Source organism: Burkholderia sp. MSMB1826 (assembly GCF_001526325.1).
Taxonomy (GTDB): Bacteria; Pseudomonadota; Gammaproteobacteria; order Burkholderiales; family Burkholderiaceae; genus Burkholderia.
The window spans coordinates 1-17232 of sequence record NZ_LOYN01000037.1 but is presented as its reverse complement, the minus strand read 5'-3'; the positions used below and the strand labels follow the sequence as shown (position 1 = coordinate 17232).

Sequence of the window (17232 nt, the reverse complement as noted above, 5' to 3'; positions counted from 1 at the left end):
TGCGCAGTCGGTGGCACAAGGCGCGAACGCGGTGGCGGTCAGCGTCGGCAGCGTCGCGCTCGGCTCGGGTGCGCGTAGCAGCGCGACCGATGCGCTGGCACTGGGCGCCGGCGCATCGGCGACGTTCGCGAACAGCGTGGCGCTCGGCGCCGGTTCGCTGACCACGGTCGGCGCGCTGACGAACTATGTCGCTTACGGGCTGAGCAGCCCGCAGTCGTCGGCCGGCGAAGTGAACGTCGGCAATCGCCAGATCACCGGCCTTGCCGCCGGCAAGAACGGCACGGACGCGGTGAACGTGTCGCAGCTCGATTCGGTCGCGAACCAGTTGACGACGCTGATCGACCAGCGCACGACCAACCTCGGTGGTTCGTACACGTCGAATCCGAACGGCGGCAACGTGCCGCCGGGGGCGAGTGGCCCGAATTCGTCGGCGGGCGGCTCTGGATCGGTCGCATCGGGCTCGAACAGCACGGCGGTCGGCAACAACTCGACGGCGTCGGGCGCCGGTTCGACGGCGATCGGCGTCGGCTCGACCGCGTCGGGCAACAACTCGATCGCACTCGGCACGGGCAGCAACGACGGCGGGCGTTCGAACGTGGTCGCGGTCGGCTCGGCCGATTCGGCGCGACAAGTCGTGAACGTCGCGGCGGGCACGCAGGGCACCGACGCGGTGAACGTGAACCAGCTGAACGCGAGCGTAGGCAGCGCGTTGTCGCAAGCGAACAGCTACACGGACGGCCAGGTCGCGAGCCTGCGCGACAGCCTCGACAGCTATCGCCGCGACGCGGACGGCGGCACGGCGACGGCGATGGCCGTGGCCGGTCTGCCGCAGCCGTCCGGCCCGGGCAAGAGCATGGTCGCGATCGCGGGCAGCGTGTACCGCGGCCAGTCGGGGCAGGCGCTCGGCATCTCGACCATTTCGGAGAACAACCACTGGATCTACAAGGCGGCCGTGTCGACCAACACGCGCGGCACGTACGGCGCCGTGGTCGGTGCCGGCTATCAGTGGTAAGCGGACGGGCGATTCGATGCGAAACATGAAACGGAACAACAAGCGAACCATGAAAACTCAACAGGCTGTGCTGCTCGCGGCGTGCGTCGCGACTGCCGTCGCCATGACGGGATGTGCGGTGCCCCACACGCCGCCCCGCTTTCCGGACGCGGCGTCCGCGTCGCCCGCGGGCGGCACGTTCGTGAACGTCGCGAACCTGCGCAACGTCAGTACGGGCCTCAACAAGGATCAGCTCTACGATCTGATCGGGCCGCCGCACTTTCACGAATGGTTCGTGGGCAATCACGTGTGGAACTACCTGTTCGACTTCCGTCGCGGCGACCAGGTGGTGTCCTGCCAGTACCAGGTGCAGTTCGACAAGAACATGCGCGTGAGCGCGACGTACTGGCGCGATCCGCCGTGCGCGGACTTCGTCCGGGACACGGCGCCGGCGGCAGCCGCCGCCCGGCCGGCCCCCCTCGAGCAGTACACGATCCAGGGGGAGGCACTGTTTCCGTTCGCGCAGTCGAGCCTCGATTCGATGCTCCCGGGCGGTCGCGCGGAACTCGACGCCGCGATTGCGAAAATCCGCGACGAAGCCGGCGCGACGAACATCGACGTGGTCGGCCACACCGATCGCATCGGCTCGGAAGCGAGCAATCTTGCGCTTTCGCTGGCGCGGGCAGAGACCGTGAAACGCTACCTGGTGGCGCACGGGATCGACGCCGCGCGCATTCGGGCTGACGGTGCCGGCGCGTCGCAACCGGTGTCACATTGTCCGCCCGGCGAATCGCCGGCCGTCATCGCATGCCTGCAGAAAGACCGGCGGGTGACCATTACCGTGTACGGGCAGCGCTGAGTTCGTGCTGCGCGGGGCCGCGGTTGCGCCGATTGTGCGATGTGACGTAGCCGACGGTCGTCGGGCGCGCCGGGCGACGAGTCATGCGCGCTCGCCGGCTCTACGGCGCTGGCGGCCGGCGCGGCGAGCACAACGACCCGCTCGGCATGTAACGACACGGGCCGATCGGCCCGCTTCCCGTAGCCGCAACCGGTTGCGTGGCCGGTTTGACGGCGAACGCGACACGCCCCGGACGATCCGGGCCGTGTCGTCGATCATCGGTGCGCGGCGAGCGCTTTCGTTATCGCGAGGAATCGCGCGATATCGTCCGGCGCGTGACAATGGAGCGGTGAGATCCGCACCGCGCCGGGGAGTCCGAACGATTTCAGCATCCGGCCAGAATACAGGCTCGTTGCGACGCGCTCGTAGACGATCACCCCCTGCTTCTCGTACTCGCGCACCGCCTGCGTCGATTCGAGATGCGCGAAGCCGATGCCGACGATCAGGTCGCGCTGCGTCAGGTCGTCGTGATCCCAGTAGACGTCGACGCCGTCGATCGCGCGCAAACCGTCGAGCAATGCGGCGAGCAGCGCGCGCTCATGCAGCTCGATCCGGTGCATGCCCTCGACGAAGAGCGTGCGCCGGTCGTCCGAATCGATGAAATACCGGCCGATCCAGGCCACGTAATCGACGATCGCCGATACGACCGCAAACTGCGCGGGCGCCGGGCTGCCGAGTTCCCATACGCCAGTCTCCTTCGCGGCGAGCCGGTGATGCGGCAACGCCGCCGCGCGCGGCGACAGCCACGACATGCCCGAGCCGCGGCATCCGAAAAACTTGTACGGGGCGAAGTTGATCCCGTCGACCGGCGTGCGCTGAAGATCGACGATCCCGTGCGGCGCATGCTGGACCGCGTCGACGACGATGAACAGGTCGGGCTTCTTCTCGCGCGCACGCGCGACGATCGTCTCGATGTCGAATTTCGCGCCGGAAATGTTCGACGCCGCCATCACGCTGAGCAGCGCGGTATCCGCGTCGACCAGCGGCACGATCGCATCGACGTCCACGCCGCCGGTCTGCGGATTGCTCGGCGCGATGCGCAGCGTCTTGCCGGTGCGTTGCGCGTAATACGTCATCGCATCGTAGGACGACGGATGCTCGAGCACGGTCGTCACCGCATTGGTGCCCGGCACGTTCTCCATGATCGCGCGCACCATGTCGAACATCGCGCCCGATGCGGTCAGCGACGCATACACGCTGCCGCCCTGCGCGTTCAGGATCGTTCGAACGTCGTCCTCGCCGCGCGACTGGATCGCCTGCAGATCGAGTGCGCGCGCGTGGATGCGCTCCGGGCAATCGGGCAGCGCATCGACCCGTGCGTACGCGTCGATCGCCGCCTTCAACCGGAACGACCCGCCCGCGTTGTCGAAGAACAGCCGCTCGCGGCCGTCGACGTCGCGATCGACGTGATGAAAGCGCGACTTGATCTGCTGCATCAGCGCTTCTGGAAAAAGTGCTCCATGAGGACTGCTCATCTTAGATGCTCCTGTTTGCTTCCGAATGTTGTGCGATGCGTGCATGGCGGCTGTCAGCCGCGCAGCGATTCGACGTACGCGCGGCCCTTTTCCGCGTCGTACCGGCCTTCCCATTTCGCGATGACGAGCGGCGCGAGCGCGTTGCCGACGACGTTCAGCGCGGTGCGGCCCATGTCCATGATCCGGTCGACGCCGGCAATGAACGCGAGCCCTTCGAGCGGCAGCCCCGCGCTCGCGAGCGTCGCGAGCATGATCACGAACATGAAGCCCGGCACGCCGGCGGCGCCCTTCGACGTGACGACCATGGTCAGCGTCAGCAGCACCTGTTGCTGCCAGCCGAGGTGCACGCCATAAAGCTGCGCGACGAACAGCGTGCCGATGCCGAGATAAATCGACGCGCCGTCGAGGTTGAACGTGTAGCCGGTCGGCACCACGAACGTCGTGATGCTCTTCGGCACGCCGTAGTCCTCCATCTTCTTCATCAGCTGCGGCAGCACCGTCGCCGAGCTGCAGGTCGAGAACGCGATGATCAGCTCGTCCTTGATCACGCGCAGCACCGTGAGGATGCGGAATCCGAACAGCCGCGCGGTCACGCCGAGCACCGCGATCGCGAACAGCAGGATCGCGAAGTAAGTGACGGCGACCAGCTTCAGCAGCGGCAGCAGCGATCCGAAGCCGAAGCTCGCGACAGTCACCGCGATCAGCGCGCACACGCCGACCGGCGCATAGCGCATCACCATGTTCGTCACCTTGAACATCGCATCGGCGACGCCCTTGAGCATCGCGAGCACCGGCTTGCGATGCTCTTCCGGCACCGACTGCAGCCCGAGCCCGAACAGCAGCGAGAAAAAGATCACCGGTAGCAGGTCGCCCTTCGCCATCGACGCGACGATGTTGTCCGGGATGATGCCGAGCACCAGCGCCATCAGCCCGTGGTGCGCCTGCTGCACCTGTTGCGTGGTCTGCTGGTAACGGGAAATGTCGGTGTGCCCGAGTTGCGACATGTCGGTGCCGACGCCCGGCTGCAGCACGTTGCCGATCACGAGCCCGAGCACGATCGCGATCGTCGTGATCGCCTCGAAATAGAGCAGCGTCTTGAGGCCGAGACGGCCGAGCGACTTGCCGTCGCCCACGCCGGCGATGCCGATCACCATGCTCGTGAACACGATCGGCACGACGATCATCCGCACCAGCTTGATGAAGATGTCGCCGGCCGGCTGCAGCAATCCGGACACGGCGGTGTCGCGCAATTGCGGAAACCGGTTCAGCACGAGCCCGGTCGCGATGCCGATGACGAGGCCGATGACGATCTGCCACGCAAGACCGACGCGCGGCTTGCGGGCCACGCCGGCGGCGGGCGGGGAATCGATGACGGTGTCCATGCAATCTCCAGGAATGGGGGTTCGATTGAACGCTGGTGCGGCGGCGCGTTTTCTGGTGAACGCACGCGCCCGGCGACGCCACGGGAGCACCTTAAATAGCCGAAATATGTAAAAAAAGCGATTTTTTGACATGAGAACATATCGCTTTTCTTCATCTATCGAGTGACTCGCGATGCTGACGTTCAAGCAGATGGAAGCGCTGTACTGGATCGTGCAGCTCGGCTCGTTCGACGCCGCGGCGACGCGCCTGAACACGACGCAGTCGGCCGTATCGAAGCGGATCCAGGAACTCGAACGCACGTTCGACCTCACCGTGTTCGATCGCGCGCATCGCAGCGCGCGGCTCACCGACAAGGGCGCGGAGCTGTTCGATCATGCGAAGGCATTGCTCGAGCAGCGCGACCGCGTGGTCGAACGGATGAGCTCGAAGGAAGCGCTGGTACGGCATGTCCGGATCGGCGTGACCGAACTGACCGCGCTGACGTGGCTGCCGCGCCTGATCGCGGCGATCCAGGCCGCGTATCCGCGCGTGCACGTGGAGGCCGAGGTGGACCTGACCGCGACGCTGCGCGACCGGCTCGCGGCCGACACGATCGATCTGATCGTGGTCCCGCAGATTCATGCGGCGGACGCGTTCACGGTGACGACGGTCGGCGAGGTCGACAACGCGTGGATGTGCGCAGCCGGATTCGTGCCGACGTCCCGGGCCGCCCTTTCGTTGACGGATCTCGCGCGGTTTCCGCTGATCCTGCAGGGAAACCTGTCAGGCACCGGGCACCTGTACACGCGCTTTCTGCAGGAACACGGCGTCGCGACTCAGCGCGTGCTGTCGAGCAACAGCCTGCTCGCGCAGATCGGCCTGACGCTGTCGGGCCTGGGAATCAGCTATCTGCCGAAGGCATGCGTCGCGCACCTCGTCGCGTGCGACGCGCTGGAGATCGTGCGCACGCAGCCGGCGCTGCCGCCGGTTCGCTACGTCGCGCTGCACCGCGCCGAACGTGCCCATTCGTTGATCGCCGAGATCGTCCGGCTCGCCGCGCAGTCGTGCGATTTCAACACGAGCCTGCTGGATCCGCGGGCGCACGACTAGCGCGGCATCGCGGCAACGCAACATGCCGGTCGATTGGTGTATGACGGTCGAGAATAACGAATTCGCGCCAATCGCCGCCGTCCGGCAGCCGTCGAACGGCCAACGTGCTGCTCCGCACAAACCGGTATTGGGTTGCGCCGGCGTCGTGTCCGGAAGCGCCACCGGTGCAATCACCACCGTCCACGCGTCACGACCCGACGCTAGCGCAAACCCGGACCCGGTTGCACTGTTCATCGCCATTCTGGTCCTGTATCGTCCTCCCATCCCCGATTGCGAAACCGCTGCATGGGAGGCTCACGATGCGAAAAAAGAATGCTGCAGCCGTCTGGATCCTGATCGCGATGGCGGTAGGCATCGTGATCGGCTACATGATCTTCACGAGCTTTCCGGACAGGAAAGCCGCCGCCGAAATCGCCGGCTACATCTCGCTCGTGTCCGACGTGTTCCTGCGGCTGATCAAGATGGTGATCGGGCCGCTCGTCTTCTCCACGCTGGTCGTCGGCATCGCACACATGGGCGACGCGGCGTCGGTCGGACGCGTGTTCGCGAAATCGATCGGCTGGTTCGTCACCGCGTCGCTGGTCTCGCTGCTGCTCGGGTTGCTGATGGCGAACCTGCTGCGGCCCGGCGAGAACCTCGGCCTGCCGCTGCCGGACATCGGCGCATCCGCGAACCTCGCGACGTCCAAGTTCACGCTGAAGGATTTCGTCGGCCACATGGTGCCGAGATCGATCGCCGAGGCGATGGCGAACAACGAAATCCTGCAGATCGTCGTGTTCTCGATGTTCTTCGGCGTCGCGCTCGCCGCACTCGGCGAGCGCGGCAAGATCCTGATCGCCGCGATCGACCAGTTGTCGCACGTGATGCTCAAGATCACCGGCTACGTGATGAAGCTCGCGCCGCTCGCGGTGATGGCCGCGATGGCCGCCACCGTCGCGGTCAACGGGCTGTCGGTACTGCTGAAGTTCGCGGTGTTCATGGGCGACTTCTACATCAGCCTGTTCCTGCTCTGGGCATTGCTCGTCTGTGCGGGATTCCTGTTCCTCGGCCCTCGCGTGTTCAAGCTGCTCGTGCTGATCAAGGAAGCGTTCATGCTGTCGTTCGCGACGGCGAGCTCCGAGGCCGCGTACCCGAAGATCCTCGACGCGCTCGACCGGTTCGGCGTACGCCGCAAGATCTCCAGCTTCGTGATGCCGATGGGCTATTCGTTCAACCTCGACGGGTCGATGATGTACTGCACGTTCGCGTCGCTGTTCATCGCGCAGGCGTACAACCAGCACCTGTCGCTCGGCACGCAAATCACGATGCTGCTGGTCCTGATGCTCACGTCGAAGGGGATGGCCGGCGTGCCGCGTGCATCGCTCGTCGTGATCGCGGCCACGCTGCACCAGTTCGGGCTTCCGGAGGCCGGGCTGCTGCTGATTCTCGGCGTCGACACGTTCCTCGACATGGGCCGCTCGGCCACCAATGCGGTGGGCAACTCGATCGCCAGCGCGGTGGTCGCGAAATGGGAAGGCCAGCTGCTGTCGGAAGCGGAAGCCGACGCCAACGCGGCGCGCATCGAAGCGGAACAGGAAGCGACGATCGCACATCCGACGGAAGTCTGACGGAGGCCCGGCGATGAAGATGCAGCGATTCTGGCGTGCGCTCGCGCTCGCGGGCCTGCTCGCCACGGGCGCGACCGCGCGCGCGGAAGATGCGCCGTCGACGCCGCCGCGCGTCGAGCCGGTCGCGCCGGCTCAACTGACGGGCACGCTCGCGAAGGTGCGTGGCAGCGGCACGATCGCGCTCGGCTATCGCGACGCGTCGATCCCGTTCTCGTACCTGAACGCGCGCAACCAGCCGATCGGCTATTCGATCGAGCTGTGCAAGGCGCTCGTGTCGTCGATCGAGGATGCGGTCAACCGGAACCTGACGATCCGCTGGGTGCCGGTCACGTCCGACAACCGCATCGACGCGGTGGTCAGCGGGAAAGTCGATCTGGAATGCGGCTCCACGACCAGCAACCTCGAGCGCCAGAAACGCGTGGCGTTCTCGCCGATCATCTTCGTGGCCGGCACGAAGGTGATGGTGAAACGAGGCGCGCCGATCCGCTCGTTCCGCGATCTCGCGGGGAAGAAGGTCGCGGTGACGGCCGGCACGACCAACGAGAAGGCGCTGCGCGACCTGAACGAACGGTTCAGGCTCGGGATCCAGCTACAGGTGGTGCCGGATCATGCGCAGGGCTTCGCACTCGTCGCGAACGGCAGCGCCGACGCGTTCGCGACGGACGACGTGCTGCTGTACGGGCTGATCGCCGAGAACGCGAACAAGGGCGGCCAGTACGACGTGGTGGGCGACTTCCTGTCCTACGACCCGTACGGAATCATGTTCCGCAAGGACGATCCGCAGCTCGCCCAGCTCGTGAAGAGCACGTTCCAGGAGCTGGCCGCCGACGGCGAGATCGCGCGCCAGTACAAGCGCTGGTTCCTGCGTCCGCTTCCGTCGGGCCTGAGTCTCAACCTGCCGATGAGCCCGCAACTGGAAACCATCATCGAGACGATCGGCGTCAACGGGAGTTGAGCGGCGTCGACATGAGCGACGCATGACGAAACAAGAACGGCCCCGATGCGTCGCCAGGCACCGGGGCCGCTCGCCGGACGCAGCGCGCTCAGCCGACTCGCGCCGCGCCCTGCCGCGCCGCTTCGGCGCCTTCGACAGCCGTTCGCGCCAGCACCGGCTTCAGCGCCTGCCCGGTATGGCTTGCCTTCACCTGCACGAGCGCTTCCGGCGGCGCCGCCGCGACGATCGTGCCGCCACCCACCCCGCCTTCCGGCCCGAGATCGATGATCCAGTCGGCTTCCGCGATCACGTCGAGGTCATGCTCGATCACGACGACGCTATGCCCGGCATCCACCAACCGGTGCAGCACGCGAATCAGCTTCGCGACGTCCGCCATGTGCAGGCCGACCGTCGGTTCGTCGAGCACGTACAGCGTGTGCGGCGCCTTCTGGCCGCGTCGCGTGACGTCGTCGCGCACCTTCGTCAGCTCGGTGACGAGCTTGATGCGCTGCGCTTCGCCGCCGGACAGCGTCGGCGACGGCTGGCCGAGCGTCAGATAGCCTAGCCCGACATCCTTCATCAACTGCAGCGGATGCGCGATGTTCGAGATCGGCGCGAAAAATTCCACCGCCTCGTCGATCTCCATCGTCAGCACGTCGCCGATGTTCCGGCCGCGCCACGTGACGGCGAGCGTCTCTGGGTTGAAGCGCTGCCCGTGGCATACGTCGCACGGCACCTTCACGTCGGGCAGGAAGCTCATGCCGATCGTGCGCACGCCTTGCCCTTCGCACGCGGGGCAGCGCCCGTCGCCGGTATTGAACGAGAACCGCGACGCCGTATAGCCGCGTGCGCGCGCTTCGAGCGTATCGGCGAACAGCTTGCGAATCGTGTCCCACACGCCGATGTAGGTGGCCGGGCACGAACGCGGCGTCTTGCCGATCGGCGTCTGATCGACTTCGAGCACGCGATCGATCTGCTCGAAGCCGCTCAGCGACTCGCAGCCCTGCCACGTATGCGTGACGTTCAGCGACGGCCGCGGCGCGCTGCGCGCGAGCACGCTCGAGCGGCGCTCGGCGGCCGGCGCGTCCTGCTGCGCCGCCTTGCGCGCCCGCCGCGTAGCCGGCGACGACAGCACCGAGCGGCCGACCGCATCGAGCAGGTTCGTCATCAGCACGTCGCGCGCGAGCGTCGACTTGCCCGAGCCGCTGACGCCCGTCACCGCGACGAGCCGCGCGAGCGGAATGCCGACCGTGACGTCGCGCAGGTTGTGCAACCTGGCGCCATGCACGGTCAGCCACGCTTCCGGCACCGCCGCCCCGCCTTTCTTGCCCGGCAGGCTCACGCTGCGGCGCGGCTGCAGCGGATGCAGCATCGGCTGCGCGAGCAGGCGCCCCGTCACCGAATCGGCCTGCGCGGCGAGATCGGCGACCGCGCCTTGCGCGACCAGCGTGCCGCCGCGCTTGCCGGCGCCCGGACCGACGTCGATGATGTGATCCGCGCGGCGGATCGTGTCCTCGTCATGCTCGACGACGACCAGCGTATTGCCCTTGTCGCCGAGCTTGCGCAATGCGTCCAGCAGGATCTGGTTGTCGCGCGGATGCAGGCCGATCGTCGGCTCGTCGAGCACGTAGCAGACGCCCTGCAGATTGCTGCCGAGCTGCGCGGCCAGCCGGATACGCTGCGCTTCGCCGCCCGACAGGCTCGGCGCCGCGCGGTCGAGGCTCAGATAGCCGAGCCCGACCTCCTCGAGAAACGCGAGGCGGCTGCCAATCTCGCTGACGATGTCGCGCGCGATCTGCGCGTCGCGCCCGGCGAGTTCGAGCGCGTCGATCCAGCGGCGCGTGTCCGACACCGTCCATTGCGCGACCTCGACGATCGGATGCGCATCGAACGTGACCGCGCGCGCGGTCGGGTTCAGCCGCGTACCGCCGCAATCCGGGCACGGCTCGTTGCCGACACCCTCCGGCTCCTGCTCGTCCGACGGCAGCGTCTGTTCGCGGCCGCGGCCGTCCTCGGCGAGCACCGTGTCGTCGTACGCGGCGCGCTGTTCGCGCGTGAGCGTGACGCCGGTGCCGACGCAAGTCGTGCACCAGCCGTGCTTGCTGTTGTACGAGAACATCCGCGGGTCGAGCTCCGGATAGCTCGTGCCGCACACCGGGCACGCGCGCTTGACCGACAGCACCTTGACCGCGCCGACCCCGGCGGTCGAATGATCGTTGCGCATCGCATCGTGCAGCCCGTCGAGCGGCGCGAGCAGGTGCATCACGCCCTTGCCGAGCTCGAGCGTCTCGTCGAGCCTGCGCCGCAACTCGGCTTCGTTGTCCGGCGACACGACGATATCGGCAACCGGCAACTCGATCGTGTGCTCGCGAAAGCGGTCGAGCTTCGGCCACGGATCGACCGTGACGAATTCGCCGTCGACGCGCAGATGCGTGCTGCCGCGCGCCTTCGCCCACTTCGCGAGATCCGTGTACACGCCCTTGCGGTTGACGACGAGCGGCGCGAGCAACCCGACGTGTTCGCCGCGATGATCGCGCAGCAGTTGCGCGGCGATCGATTCGACGGATTGCGACGTGACCGGCGTGCCGTCGTGGATGCAGTGCTGCAGGCCGAGCTTCACATACAGCAGCCGCAGGAAATGCCACACTTCGGACGTGGTCGCGACCGTGCTCTTGCGACCGCCGCGCGACAGCCGCTGCTCGATCGCGACGGTCGGCGGAATGCCGTACACCGCGTCGACCTCGGGGCGGCCGGCCGGCTGCACGATCGAGCGCGCATACGCGTTCAGCGATTCGAGATAGCGGCGCTGGCCTTCGTGGAACAGGATGTCGAACGCGAGCGTCGACTTGCCGGACCCCGACACGCCGGTGATCACGTTGAACTTGCCGTGCGGGATGTCGACGTCGAGCGATTTCAGATTGTGCTCGCGCGCGTTGACGATCCGCACGACGTCCTCGCCCTCGACCGCACGGCGCGCGCGCGCCGCGTTCAGCACGGCCTGCAGCGGCACGCCTTCGTCGGCAACCGCCGCTTCGCCGTCCATCGCGCGGTCGTACTGCAGCAGCGCGACGCCCGTATGCGATTCGGCGCACGCCTTCACGTCGTCGGGCGTGCCCGCGCACAGCACGCGGCCGCCGCCGTCGCCGCCTTCCGGGCCGAGATCGATCAGCCAGTCGGCCGCGCGGATCACGTCGAGATTGTGCTCGATCACGATCAGCGAATGGCCGGCCGCGAGCAGCTTGCCGAACGCCTGCATCAGCTTCGCGATGTCGTCGAAATGCAGCCCGGTGGTCGGCTCGTCGAACATGAACAGCTTCGCGCGCGCGATGCGCGCCTCTTCCGTCGCGACCCGGCGCCCGTTGGCCGCGGCCGCCGACTCGGCGAGGAAGCCGGCGAGCTTCAGGCGCTGCGCCTCGCCGCCCGACAGCGTCGGCACCGGCTGGCCGAGCTTCACGTATTCGAGGCCGACGTCGACGATCGGCTGCAGCACGCGCAGCACCTCGGCATCGGTCGCGAAGAACGCCGCGGCTTCGCTGACGGTCAGGTCGAGTACATCGGCGACGTTCAGCGCGCGGCCGTCGCGCTCGATGCGCACCTCGAGAATCTCGGCGCGGTAGCGGCTGCCGTCGCAGTCCGGGCAACGCAGGTAGACGTCGCTCAGGAACTGCATCTCGATGTGTTCGAAGCCCGAGCCGCCGCAGGTCGGGCAACGGCCGTCGCCCGAGTTGAAGCTGAACGTGCCGGCGCCGTAGCCGCGCTGCAGCGCGAGCGGCGCCTTCGCGAACAGCTTGCGGATTTCGTCGAACGCGCCGACGTAGCTCGCCGGGTTCGAGCGCGTGGTCTTGCCGATCGGCGACTGGTCGACGAACACGACGTCGCCGACCTGGTCGGCGCCCGTGAGTCGGCGGAACGCGCCCGGCGACTCGGTCGCCTTGCCGTGGTGCCGCGCCATCGCCGGGTACAGCACGTCCTGCAGCAGCGTGGATTTGCCGGAGCCGGACACGCCCGTCACGCACACGAGCCGCTGCAGCGGAATCTCGACCGTGACGTCGCGCAGGTTGTGCTCGGTCGCGCCTTCGAGCACGATGCGCGGCGTGCTCGCATCGACCGGACGGCGCGCCCAGTTCGACGCATGCGCGACCTGCTTGCGGCCGCCGAGATACTCGCCCGTCAGCGTGTGCGCGGAACGGATGTCGCCCGGCGTGCCGTCGTACACGATCGTGCCGCCGCGTTCGCCCGGGCCGGGGCCCATGTCGATCAGTCGATCGGCCGCGAGCATCACCGACGGATCGTGCTCGACCACGACCAGCGTGTTGCCCGCGTCGCGCAGCCGCTGCATCGCCTCGACGATCCGCGTGAGATCGCGCGGATGCAGCCCGATGCTCGGCTCGTCGAGCACGAACAGGGTTTTCGTGAGCGACGTGCCGAGCGCGGTCGTCAGGTTGATCCGCTGCACCTCGCCGCCCGACAGCGTGCGGCTCTGCCGATCGAGCGTCAGGTAGCCGAGCCCGACGTCGCACAGGTATTTCAGCCGCGTGCGCACTTCGGCGAGCAGCAGCTTCAATGCATCGTCGAGCAGCGCGCTCGGCAAGACGATTTCGTCGAAGAAGCGCCGGATGCGCTCGATCGGCAGCAGCATCAGGTCGTGCACGGTCAGGCCCGGCAGCGCTTCGAGCTGCGCGCGGCTCCAGTCGACGCCGCGCGGCATGAAGCGATCGGCCGGCGCGAGCACGCTGTCGGCATTCTCTTTCGAGCCGAGCCGCCATTGCAGCGATTCCGTCTTCAGGCGCGCGCCGCCGCACACGTCGCACGGCGTGTAGCTGCGGTATTTCGACAGCAGCACGCGGATGTGCATCTTGTACGCCTTCGATTCGAGGTAGCCGAAGAAGCGCTTCACGCCATACCACTGGCTCTGCCACTTGCCGTTCCAGTCGGGCGAGCCGTCGACGACCCAGTCGCGCTCGGCATCCGTCAGCTCGGACCACGGCACGTCGCGCCGGATGCCGGCCTTCGCCGCGTAGCGCATCAGGTCGTCCTGGCACTCTTTCCACGCGGGCGTCTGCATCGGCTTGATCGCGCCGCCGCGCAGCGTCTTGCGCGCATCGGGAATCACGAGGCCGAGATCGACGCCGATCACGCGGCCGAAGCCGCGACAGGTTTCGCACGCGCCATACGCCGAGTTGAACGAGAACAGCGCCGCTTGCGGCTCCGCGTAGCGCAGGTCGCTGTCGGGATCGTGCAACCCGGTGGAGAAGCGCCACACCTGCGGCTCGGCGACCGTGTTGTCAGCGTCCGGCGCCAGCACGTACACGTTCACGCGGCCCGCGCCGCGCTTGAGCGACGCCTCGATTGCCTCGACCACACGCACCTTGTCGGCCTGCTGCACGCGGAAACGGTCGGCCACCACGTCGAGCACCTTGCGCGGCCCGGTGGGCGACGCGATTTCGCGCTGCGCCTGCACGCGCGTGTAGCCGCTCGCCGACAGCCATTGCGCGATTTCCTCGTCGGACACCGCTTCCGGCAATTCGACCGGGAACGTGACGACGACGCGCGGATCGTCCGCCTGCGTACGCGCGACGAGTTCCGCGTAGATCGTCTCCGGCGTATCGTGCCGCACCTGCCGCGCGGTCTTGCGGTCGAACAGCTCGGCCGCGCGCGCGTACAGCAGCTTCAGGTGGTCGTTCAGCTCGGTCATCGTGCCGACGGTCGATCGCGAGCTGCGAACCGGATTGGTCTGGTCGATCGCGATCGCGGGCGGCACGCCGTCGACGCGCTCCACCTGCGGGCGATCCATCCGATCGAGAAACTGCCGCGCATACGCGCTGAAGGTTTCGACGTAGCGCCGCTGACCCTCCGCGTACAGCGTGTCGAACACGAGACTCGACTTGCCGGAGCCCGACGGGCCGGTCACGACCGTCATTTCGCCGGTGCGCAGGTCGAGATCGAGATTCTTGAGGTTGTGCTGACGTGCTCCGCGAATGCGGATCAGATTGCTGGATGACAATTTGCCTGCCCGTCTGAATGAGTTAGCCAGAGTTCACGGTGCCGGAACGCTGCGGCGGATGCCCGCAGGCGCGGCGCGGACCGCGACGAGGGATGCTGCGCGCGGTCCGGTTCGACGCATACTATACTGTATATTCATACAGCTTTCCATGAACGGGCCATGACCGGGCATTTGTCGCCGGAGCGCGAAAGTGCACGACCGCGCCGCCCCGCCTTCGCCGAATCAGGCGGCCGACCGGACGCGACGCTCGCGCTACGCGGGTTTGCGCAGCGGCTCCAGCAGGTGCCGCAAGCCGTTATGGTCGATCTCGTGCATGAGCGCGAGCTGTCGGCCGAGTTCGCCGCGCGGGAACCCTTCGCGCGCCAGCCAGTTGAGGTAAGGTCCGGGCAGGTCGGCAATGAGTCGGCCCTTGTATTTTCCGAAGGGCATCGTGACGGCGACAAGACGTTCGAGATCGGGGGCATGCATGCGCGTATTGTGCACGGCTTTGCGCTCTTCCGCGCGCGACTGCCCCGCCACGTGCCCATCGGTCCACGCCGGCGCACAGCCGCGAATCCTGCCCTTCGCGGCCGGCTCGAATCGACGAGCCGGCCCCGATCGACGACCGGGACTCGCGTCGGCCGCCGACTTCCCTCCTGCCTGCTAGACTGGAATTTCCCCCTGCACACCCTGGAGGGAATCATGATGTCCACCTACGTCGTGAAGACCGGCGAGCAGTTCCTGTGCACCGCCGAGGACGGCGATATCGGGATGGCGCCGGCCATCGAGGATGCCGCATCCTTTAGTTCGTACGACGAAGCGGAAAAAGCCGCGAGCGCGCATGCCGACCCAGGATACGAGATCGTGGCCGTCTGCATGATCAGGCACTGAACGCCGATCCGCGGGCTGGTGCGGATAACGGTCCGCGGGCCGGGCGCAACTCGCCGTGCGGGCGGCGTCCATGCGACCGCCGCACGCGCACGCCGCGCCGGGCCTGTCCCGCCGCCTTCGTCCGCACCGGGCATCCTTGCCGCAAGCGAGCCGTCCGGCTTCGACGGCCGCGCTTGCGGCGACCCGGTCGCGGCGTCCTACTTCTGCAGCGAGATTTCCACGCGACGATTGCGCGCGCGCCCTTCGGCGGTATCGTTCGATGCCGCCGGACTGGCTGCCCCGTGACCGGCCGCGGCAAACGAATCCGCCTTCAGCCCGCGTTCGCGCAAGTATGCGGCGACGGCATCCGCCCGGCGCTTCGACAGCGCCTGATTGTGCGCATCGGAACCGGTCGCGTCGGTATAGCCGTCCACTTCCACGCGGGAGAAATGCCGGTCGGCCTGCCGGTTCAGCAGCGTGTCGAGCGCGGCGGTGGCCGCGGGCGTCAGCACGGCCGAGTCGGTCGCGAAATACGCATCGCCGGTCAGGCTCACCTTCTCGACCGGCGCGGGCGCCGGCGCAACGGCCGCGGCGGCCGGCGCGGGCGCCGCGCCGCACTGGAACACGATCGAATGCGGATCGGCGCCGTCGCGGTACGGCGTGGTGGTGTCGACGAGCCGTACGGGCTCGTTGCCGCACATGCGTGTCGCGACCTTCATGCAGGTCTTCGCGGTCGACAGGATGCCGTGGCAGTCGACCTGGAACGTGCGGATGCCGTTGCGCGACTGCAGTTCGTACGCGTTGTACGTCGGCCCCGACGCACTCGAACAGGCCGCGAGGGAAACGACGGACGCCAGCAGTGCAAGATGGATGTTTTTCACTTGATTACTCCGAGAATGCGATGGGCGCAGCGTGCGGCGCGGCCGCACGCGCATGCGTTTGCGTTCGGCGCGGCCCGCCCCGGCAACGCGTGCCGGAACGAGCCGCTGCGCGCGATCACTTCCACTGATACAGCATGCCCGCGCCGACGACGCGCTGGCTGCCGGCGAAACCGCCGTTCAGCGTCGCCTTCAGGTTCTCCGTGATGCGCGCCTGCATGCCGACCGCCATGGCCTTCTGGCCCTGGAACGTCGCCGTGCCGACCCCCATCGCGAAGTTCGAATCGCGGTCCATGTGCGGGATCGACGCCATCGCGGCGGTCGCGGCGATCCCCTCGCGGGCCATCGAATCGGTCTGCTGAATCTGCTGCTGCATCTGCGTGAGCTGATTGTTGACCGTGTTCAGCGATTGCGTGAACTGGTTCGATACCGCATTCAGCTGGTTCACGTTCACCGCGTCGGTGCCTTGCGTGCCCGCCGCGACGTTCACGACCTGACGCGCCGAATCCGCCGAGCCGACCGCGACCACGTTCGAGCGCCCGCCGTCGTTGCTGCCCGTGCCGAGCGCGGTCGAGTTGTTGCCCGATGCCGTCGAACCCACGCCGATCGCCGTGGAGCCGTTGCCCGACGCGAGCGCACTATTGCCGACCGCCGTGCTGTTCGAGCCCGATGCCACCGCCCCCGACCCGCCCGCCGACGAATTCGGCCCGGTCGAGCCCGGCGGCACGTTCACGCCGGTCGGGTTCGTCGTGTACTGCCCGCCGAGGTTGGTCGTGCGCTGGTCGATCAGCGTCGTCAACTGGTTCGCGACCGAATCGAGCTGCGACACGTTCACCGCGTCCGTGCCGTTCTTGCCTGCTGCGAGCCCCGTGATCTGGCGATTGCCGATGTTCACTTCGCCGGCCGACGACTGCGGGCTGCTCAGCCCGTACGCGACATAGTTCGTCAGCGCGCCGACCGTGGTCAGCGAACCGGCGCCGAGCGCCACGCTGTTCGCGAACGTCGCCGATGCGCCGGCGCCGAGCGCGAGCGCATCGGTCGCCGTGCTGTGCGCACCGGAGCCGAGCGCGACGCTGCCCACGCTGACCGCCACCGCATTCGCACCCTGCGCGACCGACTGCGCG

Annotated in this window: 12 protein-coding genes; 6 read left to right on the top strand and 6 right to left on the bottom strand. The window is 67.6% G+C overall.

Annotation, left to right across the window (positions count from 1 at the left end; all coding sequences use genetic code 11):
• On the top strand, positions 1-1012 hold a 1012-nt coding region (locus WS95_RS36150; RefSeq protein ID WP_179950223.1), incomplete at its 5' end, for a YadA family autotransporter adhesin.
• Positions 1013-1028: 16 nt separating this feature from the next.
• On the top strand, positions 1029-1850 hold the full coding sequence (locus WS95_RS22435; RefSeq protein ID WP_059826075.1) for an OmpA family protein: 822 nt from the start codon (positions 1029-1031) through the stop codon (positions 1848-1850).
• 254 nt (positions 1851-2104) lie between these two features.
• Here the strand turns inward: WS95_RS22435 and WS95_RS22430 are convergent, their stop codons facing one another.
• Together WS95_RS22430 and gltP are read right to left on the bottom strand one after the other, a co-directional pair.
• Positions 2105-3364: an aminotransferase class V-fold PLP-dependent enzyme gene (locus WS95_RS22430; protein WP_059826072.1), complete on the bottom strand. Its 1260-nt coding sequence runs from the start codon at positions 3362-3364 to the stop codon at positions 2105-2107.
• Positions 3365-3417: 53 nt separating this feature from the next.
• Positions 3418-4746 carry a glutamate/aspartate:proton symporter GltP gene (gltP, locus tag WS95_RS22425; RefSeq protein ID WP_059826069.1) on the bottom strand — a complete coding sequence of 443 codons (1329 nt, stop codon included), beginning with the start codon at positions 4744-4746 and terminating at the stop codon, positions 3418-3420.
• 172 nt (positions 4747-4918) lie between these two features.
• Between gltP and WS95_RS22420 the strand changes: the two genes are divergently transcribed.
• The 3 genes from WS95_RS22420 (at position 4919) to WS95_RS22410 (ending at position 8398) form a co-directional block, all read left to right on the top strand.
• Entirely contained in the window at positions 4919-5836 is a 918-nt protein-coding gene (locus WS95_RS22420; protein ID WP_059826067.1) for a LysR family transcriptional regulator, read from the top strand.
• Positions 5837-6135: 299 nt separating this feature from the next.
• Complete coding sequence (locus WS95_RS22415; RefSeq protein ID WP_034208991.1) at positions 6136-7443, top strand: dicarboxylate/amino acid:cation symporter; 1308 nt, start codon at positions 6136-6138, stop codon at positions 7441-7443.
• Between the two features lie 13 nt (positions 7444-7456).
• Positions 7457-8398 carry an amino acid ABC transporter substrate-binding protein gene (locus WS95_RS22410; RefSeq protein WP_034208990.1) on the top strand — a complete coding sequence of 314 codons (942 nt, stop codon included), beginning with the start codon at positions 7457-7459 and terminating at the stop codon, positions 8396-8398.
• 88 nt (positions 8399-8486) lie between these two features.
• Here the strand turns inward: WS95_RS22410 and uvrA are convergent, their stop codons facing one another.
• Both uvrA and WS95_RS22400 read right to left on the bottom strand, forming a co-directional pair.
• Positions 8487-14381 carry an excinuclease ABC subunit UvrA gene (uvrA, locus tag WS95_RS22405; protein ID WP_059826063.1) on the bottom strand — a complete coding sequence of 1965 codons (5895 nt, stop codon included), beginning with the start codon at positions 14379-14381 and terminating at the stop codon, positions 8487-8489.
• A 252-nt stretch (positions 14382-14633) separates the two neighbouring features.
• Positions 14634-14849 carry a DUF3820 family protein gene (locus WS95_RS22400; protein WP_059504060.1) on the bottom strand — a complete coding sequence of 72 codons (216 nt, stop codon included), beginning with the start codon at positions 14847-14849 and terminating at the stop codon, positions 14634-14636.
• Positions 14850-15062: 213 nt separating this feature from the next.
• Here WS95_RS22400 and WS95_RS22395 point away from each other — a divergent pair, with 213 nt between their 5' ends.
• Positions 15063-15251 (top strand): hypothetical protein, encoded by a 189-nt coding sequence (locus WS95_RS22395; RefSeq protein WP_059504075.1) that lies wholly within the window; start codon positions 15063-15065, stop codon positions 15249-15251.
• A 197-nt stretch (positions 15252-15448) separates the two neighbouring features.
• Here the strand turns inward: WS95_RS22395 and WS95_RS22390 are convergent, their stop codons facing one another.
• On the bottom strand, positions 15449-16111 hold the full coding sequence (locus WS95_RS22390) for an OmpA family protein (RefSeq protein ID WP_059826058.1): 663 nt from the start codon (positions 16109-16111) through the stop codon (positions 15449-15451).
• Positions 16112-16226: 115 nt separating this feature from the next.
• Positions 16227-17232 (bottom strand): YadA family autotransporter adhesin (locus WS95_RS22385; protein WP_179950222.1); only part of this gene is annotated, 1006 nt, incomplete at its 5' end.

What these genes read in the sequence shown, in the direction of transcription:
- WS95_RS22420 (WP_059826067.1), top strand. Translation starts at nt 4,919, where the DNA reads ATGCTGACGTTCAAGCAGATGGAAGCGCTGTACTGGATCGTGCAGCTC.
- gltP (WP_059826069.1), bottom strand. Translation starts at nt 4,746, where the DNA reads ATGGACACCGTCATCGATTCCCCGCCCGCCGCCGGCGTGGCCCGCAAG.
- WS95_RS22410 (WP_034208990.1), top strand. Translation starts at nt 7,457, where the DNA reads ATGAAGATGCAGCGATTCTGGCGTGCGCTCGCGCTCGCGGGCCTGCTC.
- WS95_RS22415 (WP_034208991.1), top strand. Translation starts at nt 6,136, where the DNA reads ATGCGAAAAAAGAATGCTGCAGCCGTCTGGATCCTGATCGCGATGGCG.
- WS95_RS22400 (WP_059504060.1), bottom strand. Translation starts at nt 14,849, where the DNA reads ATGCATGCCCCCGATCTCGAACGTCTTGTCGCCGTCACGATGCCCTTC.
- WS95_RS22395 (WP_059504075.1), top strand. Translation starts at nt 15,063, where the DNA reads ATGATGTCCACCTACGTCGTGAAGACCGGCGAGCAGTTCCTGTGCACC.
- WS95_RS22435 (WP_059826075.1), top strand. Translation starts at nt 1,029, where the DNA reads ATGCGAAACATGAAACGGAACAACAAGCGAACCATGAAAACTCAACAG.
- WS95_RS22430 (WP_059826072.1), bottom strand. Translation starts at nt 3,364, where the DNA reads ATGAGCAGTCCTCATGGAGCACTTTTTCCAGAAGCGCTGATGCAGCAG.